The organism is Streptomyces sp. NPDC042371, from assembly GCF_056437465.1.
The window spans coordinates 304,990-320,737 of sequence record NZ_JBWKAP010000004.1 but is presented as its reverse complement, the minus strand read 5'-3'; the positions used below and the strand labels follow the sequence as shown (position 1 = coordinate 320,737).

The window sequence follows — 15,748 nt, the reverse complement described above, 5'->3', positions numbered from 1 at the left end:
TCTGCCGGGGCCCCGTCAGACGGTGATGATCGCCGGGTCGCTGACGCCCGCCGCGCCGGTCTCCACGTGACCGGCGAAGCGCCGCAGGAACCCGGCGTCGGCGTCGGACTTCACCGTCAGGTCGTACCAGCGCTTGCTGGCCCGCAGGTCGACGGTGTGCTCCACCGAGGAACCGGCCTTGACCTTGAAGGTCTGGCCCGCGCCGCCGTAGGCGTTGGTCACCGTGAGGTTCACATCGGCGCTGCCCGCGTTCTTCAGGGTCAGCTTGACGTTACCCGTGGTGCCGTCGTGGCGGGCGATCACCTCGGGACCGGCCTGCTTGCCCGGGCCCTTGAAGGTGCGCAGGAACCCGTTCGGACCGAAGACGGAGAGGTCGTAGGCGTCCTTGGAGTACTTCGAGTTCCAGGTGTCGGAGAGGGACTTGCCCGCCTCCGTGGTGTACGTCCAGGGGCCGTCGGTGCGGTTGGCGGAGCGCACGTGGAAGCAGACACCGGCCTTGGCGCCGCCGCTGAACGTGAGCGTGAACTTTCCGGCGGCGGGGTCCGCGGCGCCGTCCACCAGCGGGACGTACGGCAGCGCGCGGGCGGGCCGGGAGCCGGACTCCTGCTTGGGCAGCGCCGGGTTCGCGGGCGCCTTGGGCACGTAGTCGTCGTGGCGCTCCTTGTCCGGCGGCTCGTAGGCGGCCGTGTCGGGGAGCTTCGCCGGGTCGGTGTCCTTGCCGCTGAAGTCGAAGGCGGACGTGAGGTCGCCGCAGATCGCGCGGCGCCACGGCGAGATGTTGGGCTCCTTGACGCCGAAGCGCGTCTCCATGAACCGGATGATCGACGTGTGGTCGAAGACCTCGGAGTTCACGAAGCCGCCGGTGCTCCACGGCGAGACGACGATCATCGGCACGCGCTGGCCGAGGCCGTAGTGCCCGGCCGCGTAGCCCGCGCTGCCCGGGAAGTAGTCGAGCGTCGTGTCGACGGTGGACTTGCCCTGGTTGGCGTCCTTGGGCACGTACGGCGGGACGATGTGGTCGAAGTAGCCGTCGTTCTCGTCGTACGTGATGAACAGGGCCGTCTTCGCCCACACCTCGGGGTTGGAGGTGAGCGCGTCCAGGACCTGCGCGATGTACCAGGCGCCGTAGTTCACCGGCCAGTTGGGGTGCTCGCAGAACGCCTCGGGGGCGGCGATGTAGGAGACCTGCGGCAGCTTGTCGGCCTTCACGTCGGCCTTGAGGAGGTCGAAGTAGCCGTCGCCCGCCTTGGCGTTGGTGCCGGTGCGGGCCTTGTCGTAGAGCGGGTCGCCGGGCTTGGCGTTGCGGTACTTGTTGAAGTAGAGGAGCGAGTTGTCGCCGTAGTTGCCGCGGTAGGCGTCGTCGATCCAGCCCCAGTGTCCTGCCGCGTCCAGACCGTCACCGATGTCCTGGTAGACCTTCCAGCTCACGCCCGCCTGCTCCAGGCGCTCTGCGTACGTCGACCAGTCGTAGCCCGCCTCCTGGTTGCCGAGCACCGGGCCGCCGCCCTTGCCGTCGTTGCCGACGTGGCCCGAGAGCATGTAATAACGGTTGGGGTCGGTCGCCCCCATGAACGAACAGTGGTAGTCGTCGCAGACCGTGAACGCGTCGGCGAGCGCGTAGTGGAACGGAATGTCGTTCCGCTCCAGGTAGGCCATCGTCCGCTCGGTCTTGGCGGGAATCCACTGGTCGTACGCGCCGCTGTTGAACGCCTTGTGGCCACCGGCCCAGTCGTGGTCGAGGCCCGCGATGAACTGCATGCCGAGGTTCTCGGCGTCCGGGTGGAACGGCAGCACTTCCTTGCCGCCGTTCGGCTGCTGCCAGACCGGCTTGCCGTTCGGCAGGGTCACCGGGCGCGGGTCGCCGAAGCCGCGGACGCCCTTCAGCTTGCCGAAGTAGTGGTCGAAAGAACGGTTCTCCTGCATGAGCACCACGACGTGCTCGACGTCCTTGATGGTGCCGGACGCGCGCCTGGCGGGAAGGGACGCGGCGCGGGCGATGCTCTGGTTGAGCATGGCGAACGTCGCGGTGCCGCCAGCCAGCTGCATGAAGCGGCGCCGATTGAGTTCAGGCATGACTATTCCGACCTCGTGTTTTGTGGGGGACGCGAGCGGGGTGAAGTGTGCCAAGGGGAGCAAGCGATACGGAAGGGGCTGTGACGGGCGTGTGAAGAGAAGTCCAACCTCTCGTGGGCAGGACACAAGTCCCGGTCATTCAGGACGAACGTCACTCATTTGACATATAGGAATGCGCGTGACTGACTTGGCGGTGCGCCGATCAGTGGCGCGTTCTTCTCCGTCCCGCGAGCGCAAGGAGGTGTTCGGGATGAGTCCCGAAGGAAGTCCTTGCGTCAGCGGTGATCTTCACTGAGGCATCCCCTTCGAAGCTGCCTTCCACAGCCGGTGGCCATCTCCCCCGGGTGATGGGGCACTTTCATGGGTGATGACCTCTTTTTGAGGCCGGTGGCAGCTTTCCACCGCTTCTGAGGCGCTTTCCGCCGCTGTTTCCCCTTCTCCGTCGCACTGATAGTGCGGCGACGGCTCCGCCCGCCGACGGCACATCGCCCTCGGCACGCCGGAAAATTCTTCACCCCGCATTCACACATCCACGTCCTCGTGCCCGGGTCTGCCTCGTCATGCCCCGCACGGAGGGAGGTCTGCCATGAACAAGCTGATTCCCCAGGTACGCCTGGCCCCGCCAGGCGAGAACCCCCGCCCCGCCCCCCGTACCCGCAAGGCCGCCGAACTCGACGCCCGCACCCGCGAAGTCGGCGCCAGGCTCGCCGAACTGAGCGCGCGCCCCGCCAGCGACGTGCTGCGCGAGCTCAACGCCACCACCCGCGGCCTCCGTCAGGACCAGGTCCTTGAGCGCATCGAGCGGTACGGCGAGAACGCCGTCGCCCACGAGCGCGCACCGCACTGGTCCGTGCAGCTCGCCAAGTCCTTCTGGAACCCCTTCATCGGGGTGCTCGTCGTCCTCGCCGCCGTCATGTACTGGCAGGACCCGGCCGACCCCGACGTCTACATCCTGACCTCGATGGTGCTGATCAGCGCGCTGCTCCGGTTCTGGCAGGAGTGCCGCTCCACCCGGTCGGCCGAGGCACTCAAGAAGCTGGTCACCACCTCCTGCGCGGTCTCGCGCCGCTGGGGCGAAACCCCGGCCACCGAAGAGGTCCCGATGGAGCAGGTCGTCCCCGGCGACCTCGTGCGGCTCGCCGCGGGCGACATGGTCCCGGCCGACCTGCGGCTGCTCACCGCCAAGGACCTGATGGTCAGCCAGGCCGCACTGTCCGGCGAGTCGCTGCCCGTCGCCAAGGCCGACACGCGCGCCCACGACCTGGGCCAGCAGACCACCACGGACCCCGTGGAGGCCGACAACCTCTGCCTGATGGGCACGTCGGTGACCTCCGGCACGGCGACCGGCGTGGTCGTCGCGACCGGCGCGCACACCTACTTCGGCTCGATGGCGAGCGCGCTGACCGGCGATCGCCCGCAGACCGCGTTCGACGTCGGCGTGCGCAGGGTCAGCTTCCTGCTGATCCGCTTCATGCTCGTGATGGTCCCGGTCGTCTTCGCGATCAACGGCTTCACCAAGGGCGACTGGGACCAGGCCCTGCTGTTCTCGATCTCCGTGGCGGTCGGGCTCACCCCCGAGATGCTGCCGATGGTCGTCTCGGCGAACCTGGCGCGCGGTGCCGTCGCCCTGTCGAAGCACCAGGTCGTCGTCAAGCAGCTCAACGCGATCCAGAACCTCGGCGCGATGGACGTCCTGTGCACTGACAAGACCGGCACGCTCACCGAGGACCGCATCGTCCTCGACCGGTATCTCGGCACGCGCGGCGAGGAGGACCGCGAGGTGCTCGAGTACGCGTATCTGAACTCCCACTTCCAGACGGGGCTCCGCAACCTCATGGACCAGGCGGTCATCGACCGGGTCGACGAGGCCGAGGAGGTTGTCGTCGACCATCTCTTCACGATGATCGACGAGATCCCCTTCGACTTCGCCCGCCGCCGGATGTCCGTGGTCCTGCGCCGCAGCGACCTCTCAGGACCCGTCTTCGAGCACACGCTCATCACCAAGGGCGCGGTCGAGGAAGTCCTGGACCGGTGCGGCCACCTGATGGACCGCGGCGAGCGCGTGGCGCTCAGCCGGGAGCTGCGCGCCCAGGTCACGCACCTCACCGAGCGGCACAACCGGGAGGGCCTGCGGGTCCTCGCGGTCGCCGTCCGCACCTTCCCCGTCGACCCCGACACCGCCGAGCGCGAGACCTACTCGGTGGCCGACGAGACGGAGCTGACGCTCGTCGGGTTCCTCGCCTTCCTCGACCCGCCGAAGAAGGACGCGGCGGACGCGCTGCGCGCACTCGCCGAGAACGGCGTCGCGGTCAAGGTCGTCACCGGCGACAACGAACTGGTCGCCGCGCGCGTCTGCGCCGACGTCGGCCTGGACACCGGGGAGCTGATCACCGGCGCCACGATCGACCTGGTCGACGACGTCGAACTGATCGAACTGGCCCGTACGACCACGGTGTTCGCGAAGGTCAACCCGGTCCAGAAGGCACGGATCGTGCGCGCCCTGAAGGCCGACGGGCACACGGTCGGCTTCCTCGGGGACGGCATCAACGACGCGGCGGCGCTGCGCGAGGCCGATGTGGGCGTCTCCGTCGACACGGCCGTGGACATCGCCAAGGAGTCCGCGGACATCATCCTGCTGAAGAAGGACCTGATGGTCCTGGAGCAGGGCGTATTGATGGGCCGTCAGACGTTCGGCAACACCATCAAGTACATCAAGATGACGGCGTCGTCCAACTTCGGGAACGTCTTCTCGGTCCTGGTCGCCTCGGCCTTCATCCCCTTCCAGCCGATGCTCGCCATCCACCTCCTGGTGCAGAACCTCTGCTACGACGTCAGCCAGCTGGCGATCCCGTGGGACCGCATGGACAAGGAGTACCTGAGGAAGCCGCAGACCTGGGACGCGAAGGGCATCGGCCGGTTCATGGTCCGGATCGGCCCGATCAGCTCGGTCTTCGACATCACGACGTTCCTGGTGATGTGGTACGTCTTCCAGGCCAACTCCCCCGCACAGCAGACCCTGTTCCAGACGGGCTGGTTCGTGGAGGGGCTGCTGTCCCAGACCCTCATCGTGCACATGATCCGCACGCGGAAGATCCCGTTCGTCCAGTCCCGCGCCTCGCTGCCGGTGCTGGTGATGACGGGCGCGGTGATGGTCCTCGGCCTCTGGCTGCCGTTCTCCCCGCTGGCCACGGCGCTGTCGATGGAGAAGCTGCCGATGAGCTACTTCCCGTGGCTGTTCGGGACGCTGCTCGCGTACTGCGCGCTCACCCAGACGGTGAAGGGCTGGTACATCCGGCGCTACGGCAGCTGGCTGTAGCGGGCATCTTGCAAAGCTAGGTGCCGTGGGCAACCATGCACGGCATGACTGTGCGCGTCCACGGCACCTGCGCCCCCGGATTCGAGGGCGTGCGAGCGGAGTTCGAGCGGAGCTTCACCGAGCGCGACGAACTCGGGGCCGCCGTCGCGGCCACGGTCGGCGGCGAGCTCGTCGTCGACCTGTGGGGCGGCGACGCGGACCGGACCGGCACCCGCCGCTGGGAGCGGGACACCCTGGTCAACGTCTACTCCACGACCAAGGGGATGACGGCTCTCTGCGCCCATCTCCTGGTCGACCGCGGCGAGTTGGACCTAGACGCGCCGGTCGCGCGGTACTGGCCCGAGTTCGCCCAGGAGGGCAAGGCCGACATCCCGGTGCGCTGGCTGCTCAGTCACCGTGCCGGGCTGATCGCGCCGGGCGAGCCCATGGCGCCGGGCGCGGTGTACGACTGGGAGAAGGTGACCAAGGCGCTGGCGGCGACCCGGCCGTGGTGGCGGCCAGGCACCGCCCAGGGCTACCACGCGGTGACCTTCGGCTTCCTGGTCGGCGAGGTCGTGCGGCGCATCACGGGTGTCTCGCTCGGGACGTTCCTGCGCGCCGAGGTGACCGGGCCGCTGGACGCCGACGTGCACGTCGGCACGCCGGAGAGCGAGCACGGGCGGTGCGCGGACATGGCGCCGCCGGTCCGCGCGACGGAGGCGCCCGCGTCCCCGCCCGCCTCCTCTTCCTCTTCCTCGCGCACCGTGTTCGGTGAGGCGCCGAAGCCTCCCGTCAGCGGTCTGACGGACCATCCGATGGCGCCGGTCACGCTGGCGCTCCAGTACCTGCCGCTCGGCGACGTGAACGCCGCGGCCTACCGATGCGCGGAGATACCCGCGGCCAACGGACACGCCACCGCCCGTGGAATCGCCGCCGTGTACGCGGAGTTGGCGTGCGGGCGGCTCCTCTCGTCCGGCGCCGTGGAGCGGCTGCGCACCCGGCAGAGCGAGGACGACGAGCCGGATCTCGTCCTGCGGGCGGGCACGCCGCTCGCCGAGACCTGGCCGTGGGGCGTCGGCTACATGCTCAACCAGTACGGGCAGGCGGGCCCCAACCCCCGCGCGTTCGGGCACGGCGGCGCGGGCGGGTCGTACGCCTTCGCCGACCCGGAGAACGGCGTCTCGTACGCGTACACGATGAACCGCATGGGGGCGGGTACCTCGGGCGAGGATCTGCGCAGCATCCATCTGGTCGGAGCGCTGTACGAGGGACTGCGTCAACGGGGTTCTGTGCAGGGGCCGATGATGGGGGCATGACTTCACGCAGAAGAGCCGTCTTCTTCACGGGCGAATCGAAAGACCCCCGGTACGGCGAGGTGACCACCGGCGACGAACGGACCATGCTCGTCAGCTTCTTGCGGGCCCACCGCGAGACGCTGGAGATCAAGTGCCGTGGTCTGGAGGCGGAGTTGGACCGACGGTCCGTCGAGCCTTCCGCGCTGTCGCTGCTCGGTCTGGTCCGGCACCTCACCGACGTGGAGCGCCGCTGGTTCCGGCGGGACCTCGCCGGTCAGGACGTGCCGCTCCTGTACGCCACGCCCGACAACGCCGACGAGGACTTCGACGGAGCGGTGGCGGATCCCGGCGCGGTCGCCGCGGCCTGGGAGGCGTGGCACGCCGAGGTGGAGTTCGCCGAGAAGTTCGTCGACGAGGCCGCCGATCTCGATGTCGAGGGGCAGAACTCCTGGCTCGGCACGGTGTCGCTGCGCTGGGTGCTGCTGCACATGATCGAGGAGTACGCGCGCCACAACGGCCACGCCGACCTGCTCCGGGAGCGGATCGACGGGGCGGTCGGTCTCTGACCGGGTGAGGTCACGCCTCGGGGTGGTCGCCGGGCCCCCGGCCCTTGTCCGCGAGCTTGCTGGGTGACAGGTCCGTGGGGTCCTCCCCGGGTTCCAGCAGTGTGTTGGCAGGGCCGATGATCAGGGGGTCGGCCTTGCCGACGGCCTCCGTGTCCTTCGCCTCGTAGTCGAGCTGCAGCAGGAGGTGCCGCATGGCTTCGAGGCGGCCGCGCCGCTTGTCGTTGGTCTTCACGACGGTCCACGGGGCGTACGGCGCGTCCGTGGCCCGGAACATCTCGACCTTCGCGTACGTGTACGCGTCCCACAGGTCGAGCGAGGCGACGTCGGTGGAGGACAGTTTCCACTGGCGCACCGGGTCGACCTGCCGGATCGCGAACCGCGTGCGCTGTTCGGCCCGGGAGACGGAGAACCAGAACTTGATGAGGACGATGCCGTCGTCGGTGATCATCCTCTCGAAGAGCGGAGCCTGCCGCAGGAAGTGCTGGTGCTCGTCGGGGGTGCAGAACCCCATCACCGGCTCGACGCCCGCGCGGTTGTACCAGGACCGGTCGAAGAAGACGATCTCGCCCGCCGACGGCAGCTGGGCGGCGTACCGCTGGAAGTACCACTGTCCCGCCTCGCGCTCGGTGGGCTTGTCCAGCGCCACGGTCCGGGCACCGCGCGGGTTCAGGCGCTCGGTGAACCGTTTGATCGTGCCGCCCTTGCCCGCCGCGTCACGCCCCTCACACAGCACCGCGATGCGCAGCCCCTGGTCACGCACCGTCTTCTGCAGCTTGAGCAGTTCGATCTGCAGGATCCGCTTGCCCCGCTCGTACGCCTTGCGGTCCAGCTTCTTCGTGTACGGGTAGTTCTCCCGCCATGTCCGCAGGGGCCGCCCCTGCCGGTCGAGGAGCACCGGGCGCTCCGGGCGCGCCTCGTCCACCGAAAGCCCCTGGAGCAGATCGTCCTCGTTCCCGCCGGTCGGCACCACCGCACTGCCCTCTCCCTCGACGCCTCACCCGACAGCTTGCCCGCGCGACCACGGATCAGCACCCGCTGTCGCGCCGGGAACCTCCGTCGGGAATAGCCGGGGGATCTTGATGGTCATTCCTGATGGAACATCGATGAGCGGGATGGTGAGGGATCCAGATGCCCAAGGCTTACGCATTCACCCGACACGGGGGTCCCGAGGTGGAAGCCTTCCTCGACCTCGCGATACCGGAGCCGGGTCCCGGGCAGCTGCTCGTCGCGGTGCGCGCGGCCGGTGTCAACCCGGTCGACTGGAAACTGCGGGCGGGCAAGCGGCGCCCCGGGCAGGCGCCGATGGCCGGTCACGAGGTGCTCGGCAGCGAGGTCGCCGGGGTCGTACGGGGCGTGGGGCCCGGCGTCGAGGGGTTCGCGGTCGGCGACCCGGTCTTCGGCAATCCGGTCACCGGCGGGTACGCGGAGTTCACGCTGGTCCCCGCCGACATCGCCGCCCACAAGCCGGACACGCTCTCCTACCCGGACGCGGCCACGCTGCCGGTCGCGGCGGCGACCGCGTACGACGGGCTGCGGCAACTGGATCTGCCCACCGGTGCGACGCTGCTGATCACGGGCGCCGGGGGCGGCGTCGGGGTGGCCGCGGTCCAGATCGGCAGGCACTTCGGGCTGCGGGTGGTGGGCACGGCGAGCGCGGGCAAGCAGGAGTTCGTCGAGTCCCTCGGCGCCGTCCACGTGCCGTCCGGCCCCCGGCTCGCCGAGCGCGTGCGCGAGGCGGTGCCGGGCGGTCGCGTCGACGCCGTCTTCGACCTCGTGGGCGGCGCGGACCTGGCCGAGGTGGCGGAGCTGCTGACCGACCGCGGGAAGCTGATCACGGCGGCGGCCAAGGAGACCGTGGCCGAACTGGGTGGCGCGCCGGTGGTGCGGGCCCGCACGTCGGCGGTCCTGGACGAGGTCGCACTTCTCGCCGTCGCGGGCGTACTGCGTCCGCACGTGACGGCGACGTACCCCCTGGACCGCGCGGGCGACGCGCTGCGCGCGGTGGAGGGCCGCCATGCGCAGGGCAAGGTCGTGATCGAGGTCGCGGCATGACGGCGCTGACGGAGGCGGAAGGCACCGGGAATGCCGGTGTCGTGGCGGAGGCCGCGCGGGTCCCGCACCCCCTCGACAATCCCGCCTACGCCTCCCTCACCGGCCCCCACGCGCATTTCGCCGAGTGGCACGGCCGCGTGGTGCGGTATCCGGTCGACGTGTCGCCGTGGCTCGCGCTGCCCGACGGGGTGACGGCCGCCGACTGGGCGGATCTGGCCGCGTTCGCCGGGGCCGGGGCCGAGGTGCCGCTACTCGGGACGACGGTGCGCCCGCCCGACGGGTGGGAGCCGACCTTCGACGTGCCCGGCGTGCAGTTCGTGGACGGCGGGGTCGCCGCCGCGCCGGACCCCGAGGCGGTGCCGCTCGGACCCGCCGACGTGCCCGAGATGCTCGACCTGGTCGCGCGCACGGAGCCGGGCCCGTTCGAGCCCCGCACCGTCGAGCTCGGCACCTATCTGGGCATCCGTCGCGGGGGCGCCCTCGTCGCGATGGCCGGGGAGCGGCTGCACCCGCCGGGCTGGACGGAGATCAGCGCGGTCTGCACCGACCCGGCGCACCGCGGCCAGGGCCTGGGGGCCCGCCTCGTCCTCGCCGTCGCGCACGGCATCAAGGCCCGCGGCGAGACGCCGTTCCTGCACACCTCGGCGGAGAACCCCGCCATCCGCCTCTACGAATCGCTCGGCTTCCGGCTGCGGCGGACGACCGCGTTTCGCGGGGCGCGCGTGCCCGGGCAGCCGACGGCCGGGGAAGAATGAGGGGCCTGTTCCGCCTCCGGCATCGCGCTGCTCGTGGCCCCGAAGCCTGAACTAGACCGCCCGGGGATCCACCAGCTGGAGCGAGAGCGTCGCCGACGGCTCGGCCAGGCCCGGGCCGCCCGCGGCCGCCCAGGCCACTATCCCGTCGAGCGACGCGTCGTCCGTGACGAAGCCGACCCAGGCCGCACGGCCGCCCCGCCTGCGCCCCTCGTGCGAAGGCTGGACCACGACCAGATTGGCCTGGCCGCACGGCCCGAGGCAGTCGCTCGTACGCACCGTGAACCGCCCGCGCGAGGCCGCCGCCGCGGAGCGCAGCCGCTCCAGCTGCCACTCGTGGTCGATGCCGGGGTTCTTGCGCGCGTCGCCGCAGCAGCAGCCCCGGCACACGACGAGCGTGCAGGGGCGGCGGGCGGCGGCACCGATGGAGACGACGGGACTCATATGGTGATCATCTCAGGTACGCGAGACCGGGATGCACCCCCCGGTAGCCGTCCACGAGGCGCCGCGCCACGGCCACCGAGTCGACCAGCGGATGCAGGGCGAACGCCTTGACGGCGGTGGCCGACGAGCCGCTGTCCGCCGCCGCGAGCACCTCGCGCTCGACCGCCTTGACCGCGCACACCAGGCCGGTGGCGTGGCCCGGCAGCGGGGACACCGCCATGGGGTGGGCGCCGTTGGCGTCGACGGAGCACGGCACCTCGATGACGGCGTCCGCGTCCAGCGCGGAGAGGGTCGTGCCGTTGCGGACGTTGAGGATCAGCGTCGCCTGCTCGTCCCGCGCGACGGCCCGCATCAGGGCGAGGGCGACCTGTTCGTAGCCGCCGGACTCCAGGTCCTGTTCGGCCCGCTCCCCCGCGCCCGCCGCTTCCCTGTTCTCCGCCATGTACGTCGCCTCGCGCTCGGCGCGGGTGGCGTCCCAGGTCCTGAGCGCGGGAGCGTCCGTGCGCCGCATCTCCTCGTAGAATCGGGCCTGTTGGTCGCGGAGGAAGGCGCCGCGGGTCTGCTCGGCGTCCTGGTAGGCGCGTACGGCCTCGCGGTTGAAGTAGTAGTAGTGCAGGTATTCGTTGGGGATCGAACCGAGCGACTGGAGCCACTCCGTGCCGAACAGCCTGCCCTCCTCGAAGGAGCCGAGGAGCGCCGGGTCGGCGAGCAGCCGGGGCAGCTCGTCGCGGCCGCCGATGCGCAGACCGCGCAGCCAGCCGAGGTGGTTGAGGCCGACGTAGTCGATGAACGCCTCGTCCGGGTTGCCGCCGAGCACGCGCGCCACCCTGCGGCCGAGGCCGACGGGCGAGTCGCAGATGCCGATGACGCGGTTCCCGAGGTGGCGGGACATGGCCTCGGTGACCAGGCCCGCGGGGTTGGTGAAGTTGATGACCCAGGCGTCGGGGGCGAGCCGGGCGACGCGGCGGGCGATGTCGACGGCGACGGGCACCGTGCGCAGACCGTAGGCGATGCCGCCCGCGCCGACCGTCTCCTGTCCGAGGACGCCCTCGTCGAGGGCGACGCGCTCGTCGGCGGCGCGGCCCTCCAGGCCGCCGACCCGGATGGCGGAGAAGACGAAGTCGGCGCCGCGCAGCGCCTCGTCGAGGTCGGTGGTGGCGGTGACGGCGGGCGCGTCCGGGATTCCGGCGGCCTGTTCGGCGAGGACGCGGGTGACGGCGCCGAGCCGTGCCACGTCGAGGTCGTGCAGGACGACGTCGGTGACACGGCCCTCGGCGCGGTCGCCGAGGAGGGCCCCGTACACGAGCGGCACGCGGAATCCGCCCCCGCCGAGAATTGCCAGCTTCACGTCTGAACCGCCTTCTGTCGGGCTTCTTTCGGCTTCTTTCGGACTGGTACCGCCGGTGTTCACGTTACGTACCTCATCGGGCTTCGCGTTGTGTACATCGCCGGGGCGCACGTTACGTACGATGACGCCGCAGCGTCCCGACCCCCCACGGAGGTAGCGCCCGATGACCGTCTGGAAGGCATCAACCGCCCTGTTCGGCGCCGTCACCCTGGCGGTGATGACGGGCGGCGGCGCCGCTGCCGCGCCCGCGGCGCCCGGTGGCTGGCAGGAGTCAGGCACCTCGCACGTCAACTCCCTCACGGGCAGCCAGGGCCTTGCGAGCCGCGCCGACGGCGGCCTCCTCTACCGGGGGCTCGCCTCGATACCCCTGGACCTGCGCATGAAGGGCTGGGGGCACATAGGCGACCCCGACATCGCGAACGGCCACACCTTCGATGCCTACCAGGGCGGCGACGACGCGAAGTCGAAGATGTTCGCCGTCACCACCCCGGACGGGAAGCGCCACCTCTACGAGCACAAGCTCGACGCGGGCGAGAAGCTCAACAACTCCTTCGCGGCCGTCTCCCCCGACGACCAGTGGCTGGTGTCCGGCGAGTGGGGCGACCAGAACCGCCTCCAGGTCTTCCCCGCGCCGCTCCTCAACTCCTCGACCCCGCCCACCGGCGGCGCGCTCCCCCAGGCCGGGCAGATCACGCTCGACAAGCCGGTGCGCGACATCCAGGGCTGCGACTTCGTCTCCGACACGCGTCTGGTGTGCGCCTCGAACGACGCGTCCAAGGAGCTGTTCCCCGAGGACCGCCCGGTCCTCCAGGTCGACCTGGCGCGGCCGCTCGACGGGAAGCCGGTGACCGGCCGCGTCGCGAGCCTCTTCGCCGCGCCGCAGCGCAGCATCTGCTCCGGCTCGTTCGAGACCGAGGGCATCGACTACGACTCCGCGCGCCGCACCCTGCGCGTCGAGGTGGTGCCGCCCGCGCCGTGCCTGGTGACGACGGCGGTGTACGCGTACAAGCCCACGACCGGCTGAGCACACACGCCCCGTCCGCCTGACGGACAGCACGTGTGGGGCGCCGCCAGGCAGGGGAAGGTCGTGATCATGACACAGCACGACCAGGTGACCGCCGCCGTCCCCGGCCATGAGCGGCGCCCGATACGACAGTTGCTCGCGGCGTCGGTCGGCAATGCCGTCGAGTGGTACGACTGGTACGCGTACACGTTCCTCGCCACGTACATCGCCGACCAGGTCTTCCCCAAGAGCTCCGGCAATTCGCTCGTCCCCCTGCTCTCCACCTTCGCCGTCTTCGCGGTGGGCTTCTTCATGCGGCCCGTCGGCGGCCTGCTCATGGGCGCGGTCGCCGACCGGCGCGGCCGCCGTGCCGCACTGACCGTCACGATCCTGCTCATGGGCGGCAGCAGCCTGCTGGTCGGCCTGACCCCGACGTACGCGGCCGTCGGCGTGCTCGCCCCGGTCGTCCTCGTACTCGCCCGGCTGCTCCAGGGGCTCTCCGTGGGCGGTGAGTTCGCCGCGTCGACGACCTTCCTCGTCGAGTCGGCGGGCCCCGGACGGCGCGGCCTCTTCTCCAGTTTCCAGTACGTCTCCACGAGCGCGGGCCAGCTCGCCGCGTCCGGCGTCGCGGCGCTCCTCGTCGCCACGCTCTCCGACGGGCAGATGGACGGCTGGGGCTGGCGGCTGCCCTTCCTGGTGGGGGCGGCGCTCAGCCTGGTCGGCTTCTGGATCAGGCAGGGGGCGCACGAGACCCACCGGGCGCCCGCGAAACCGGACGACCGGCCCGGTCTCTTCGACGCGCTGCGGCACCATCCGCGCCAGTCCCTGCTGATCTGCGGCATCACCGCGGGCGGCACCATCGCCTACTACACGTGGACGTCGTACCTGCCGACGTACGCCGAGCTGAACACGGACATCAGCAAGAGCCAGGCGCTCCTCGCGGGCACGGTCTCGCTCGCGTTCTTCGCGCTGCTCCAGCCGGTCGGCGGGCTGCTCTCCGACCGGGTCGGGCGCAGGCCGCTGCTGCTCTTCTTCGGCATCGGCTTCGCCGTCCTGAGCGTGCCGCTGCTCAAGTCCCTCACCGGGTCGTTCACTTCGCTGCTGCTCGTGCAGTGCGCGGGCATGGTGCTGCTCACCGGCTTCACGTCGATCTCGGCGGCGGTGAACGCGGAGGTGTTCCCGGCGCGGGTGCGGGCCGCGGGGATCGGCTTCCCGTACTCGCTCACCGTGGCCCTCTTCGGCGGCACGGCCCCGTACATGGGCACGCTGTTCAAGGAGATCGGCTCTCCTGGGCTGTTTCCCGTGTACGTGGCCGTGCTCTGCGTTGTCTCCTCGGCGGTTTATCTGCGGTTGCCTGAGACGGCACGGGTGCCACTGGAACGGTGAGTTCTTCGTCTGCCGGTCCGTCGGGACTGATCCCGCAGTTCCCCGCGCCCCTAAGTGGTCCGGGGTACCTCGGCGATTGAACGGCCTGCCCAGTCCGGGGCCGGTTCCGTCAAGGCCTCCAGGCGTGCGCGGATCTCCGCCGGGAACGGCACCGCGCGGCCCGCGTTCTGGTCGACGTGGAGCGCGAGCAGTTCGGTGGTGGCCACGGGGGCGGCGTCCGGCGCCGGTTCGTCGCCCTCGTCCTCCACCACGTACATCTCGTGCGTGAAGCGTGCCTTCTTGGCGTCCGCGCCCAGCAGGCGGGTGCGGACGGCGAGATGGGCTCCTTCGGAGACATCGTTCAGGTACCGGACGTGCGCCTCGACCGTGTACAGGGAGCAGCCGGTGGACTCGCGGTAGCCCGCGTGCAGGCCCGTCTCGATCATCATGGCGTCCGTGGCGTAGCCGAAGACGAGGACGTAGAAGGCCTCGCTCATGTGGCCGTTGTAGTCGATCCACTCGGGGCGGACGCGGTGGCGGGCCAGGGGCAGGGGCTGGACCTCGGGCTGGGTCTGGGACTCGCTCACTTGTTGCCTCCGTTCAGGCGGCCCGTGGCGCGCAGGACGTCGATGACGCCCTGGTCGCGCTCGGCGACGAGGTCCGCGATGGTGCGGCCGTCCGCCGCGTCGTCGCAGCCCGCGACCACGGCGTCGTACAGCTTCCTGTCGAGCTCGGGGGCTTCGAGCCGCGTCCAGGGGGACTTCAGGGACGGGCCGAAGTGGTCGAGCATGTGGGCCATGCCGCCCTCGCCGCCCGCGAGCGCGAAGGTGAGCATCGGGCCCATGAACGCCCAGCGCAGGCCGGGGCCCTCGGTGATGGAGTCGTCGATCTCCCGCACGGTGGCCTCGCCGTTGGCGACCATGTGCAGGGCCTCGCGCCACAGGGCTTCCTGGAGGCGGTTGGCGATGAAGCCGGGGACTTCGCTCTTCATGGTGATCACGGACTTGCCCGCGACCTCGTAGAAGCGGGACGCCCACGCCACTGCGTCGGCGTCGGTCCGCTCGCCGCCGACGACCTCGACGAGGGGTATCAGGTACGGCGGGTTGAAGGGGTGCCCGACGACGAGGCGGCCCGGGGTCGCCGCCTCGGTCTGCATGTCGGTCATCGGGTAGCCGGAGGTGGAGGAGGCGATGACGACACCGGCGGGGGCTGCGGCGTCGAGGCGCGCGAGCAGGTCGCGCTTGAGCTCCAGCTTCTCGGGGGCGCTCTCCTGCACGAACTGGGCGTCGGCGACGGCCTCTTCGAGGGTCGCGGTCACGGTGAGGCGGTCCTGCGAGGCGCCCTCGGCGAGCCCGAGTTGGGTGAGCGCGGGCCAGGCGGCCTCGACGAGGCGGCGCAGCTTCTGTCCGGCGTCGGGGGCGGGGTCCCAGGCGGTGACGTCGTAGCCACGGGCCAGGAAGTGGGCGACCCAGCCGCCGCCGATGACTCCGGCGCCGACGCAGGCGACGCGGCGTACGTCTTCAGGGGCGGTGTTGCTCATGGTGATGTCCTCTGT

General features: G+C 70.7%; 13 protein-coding genes. 7 read left to right on the top strand and 6 right to left on the bottom strand.

Annotation, left to right across the window (positions count from 1 at the left end; all coding sequences use genetic code 11):
* Positions 1 to 15: 15 nt before the first annotated feature.
* Positions 16 to 2,073: a phosphocholine-specific phospholipase C gene (locus AC068B_RS14550; protein WP_478671724.1), complete on the bottom strand. Its 2,058-nt coding sequence runs from the start codon at positions 2,071 to 2,073 to the stop codon at positions 16 to 18.
* Between the two features lie 586 nt (positions 2,074 to 2,659).
* Here AC068B_RS14550 and mgtA point away from each other — a divergent pair.
* From mgtA to AC068B_RS14535, 3 genes are read left to right on the top strand one after another with little or no spacing between them, the layout of a single operon-like run.
* Positions 2,660 to 5,389 carry a magnesium-translocating P-type ATPase gene (gene mgtA / locus AC068B_RS14545; protein ID WP_478671723.1) on the top strand — a complete coding sequence of 910 codons (2,730 nt, stop codon included), beginning with the start codon at positions 2,660 to 2,662 and terminating at the stop codon, positions 5,387 to 5,389.
* Between the two features lie 44 nt (positions 5,390 to 5,433).
* Positions 5,434 to 6,684, top strand: coding sequence for a serine hydrolase domain-containing protein (locus AC068B_RS14540; protein ID WP_478671722.1), 1,251 nt, complete (start codon positions 5,434 to 5,436; stop codon positions 6,682 to 6,684).
* Entirely contained in the window at positions 6,681 to 7,229 is a 549-nt protein-coding gene (locus AC068B_RS14535) for a DinB family protein (RefSeq protein WP_478671721.1), read from the top strand. Before AC068B_RS14540 ends, AC068B_RS14535 begins: the two co-directional genes overlap by 4 nt.
* 10 nt (positions 7,230 to 7,239) lie before the next feature.
* On the opposite strand, the gene ppk2 is transcribed toward AC068B_RS14535, so the two are convergent.
* Complete coding sequence (ppk2, locus tag AC068B_RS14530) at positions 7,240 to 8,199, bottom strand: polyphosphate kinase 2 (RefSeq protein ID WP_478671719.1); 960 nt, start codon at positions 8,197 to 8,199, stop codon at positions 7,240 to 7,242.
* Positions 8,200 to 8,357: 158 nt separating this feature from the next.
* Here ppk2 and AC068B_RS14525 point away from each other — a divergent pair, with 158 nt between their 5' ends.
* Together AC068B_RS14525 and AC068B_RS14520 are read left to right on the top strand one after the other, a co-directional pair.
* Positions 8,358 to 9,281, top strand: a complete 924-nt coding sequence (locus tag AC068B_RS14525; protein ID WP_478671718.1) for an NADP-dependent oxidoreductase — start codon at positions 8,358 to 8,360, stop codon at positions 9,279 to 9,281.
* A complete protein-coding gene (locus AC068B_RS14520) occupies positions 9,278 to 10,036 on the top strand; it encodes a GNAT family N-acetyltransferase (protein WP_478671717.1) in 759 nt (252 codons plus the stop codon). Before AC068B_RS14525 ends, AC068B_RS14520 begins: the two co-directional genes overlap by 4 nt.
* 51 nt (positions 10,037 to 10,087) lie before the next feature.
* Here the strand turns inward: AC068B_RS14520 and AC068B_RS14515 are convergent, their stop codons facing one another.
* Both AC068B_RS14515 and AC068B_RS14510 read right to left on the bottom strand, forming a co-directional pair.
* Positions 10,088 to 10,477, bottom strand: a complete 390-nt coding sequence (locus AC068B_RS14515; protein WP_478671716.1) for a (2Fe-2S) ferredoxin domain-containing protein — start codon at positions 10,475 to 10,477, stop codon at positions 10,088 to 10,090.
* A 7-nt stretch (positions 10,478 to 10,484) separates the two neighbouring features.
* Positions 10,485 to 11,825 (bottom strand): 6-phospho-beta-glucosidase, encoded by a 1,341-nt coding sequence (locus AC068B_RS14510; protein WP_478671715.1) that lies wholly within the window; start codon positions 11,823 to 11,825, stop codon positions 10,485 to 10,487.
* Between the two features lie 163 nt (positions 11,826 to 11,988).
* Between AC068B_RS14510 and AC068B_RS14505 the strand changes: the two genes are divergently transcribed.
* Positions 11,989 to 12,849 (top strand): hypothetical protein, encoded by an 861-nt coding sequence (locus tag AC068B_RS14505; RefSeq protein WP_478671714.1) that lies wholly within the window; start codon positions 11,989 to 11,991, stop codon positions 12,847 to 12,849.
* 69 nt (positions 12,850 to 12,918) lie between these two features.
* A complete protein-coding gene (locus tag AC068B_RS14500; protein WP_478671713.1) occupies positions 12,919 to 14,214 on the top strand; it encodes an MFS transporter in 1,296 nt (431 codons plus the stop codon).
* Positions 14,215 to 14,264: 50 nt separating this feature from the next.
* On the opposite strand, the gene AC068B_RS14495 is transcribed toward AC068B_RS14500, so the two are convergent.
* A complete protein-coding gene (locus AC068B_RS14495) occupies positions 14,265 to 14,780 on the bottom strand; it encodes a thioesterase family protein (protein WP_478671712.1) in 516 nt (171 codons plus the stop codon).
* Positions 14,777 to 15,733, bottom strand: coding sequence for a 3-hydroxyacyl-CoA dehydrogenase NAD-binding domain-containing protein (locus AC068B_RS14490; RefSeq protein ID WP_478671711.1), 957 nt, complete (start codon positions 15,731 to 15,733; stop codon positions 14,777 to 14,779). The genes AC068B_RS14495 and AC068B_RS14490 overlap by 4 nt, the downstream gene beginning before the upstream one ends.
* Positions 15,734 to 15,748 lie beyond the last annotated feature (15 nt).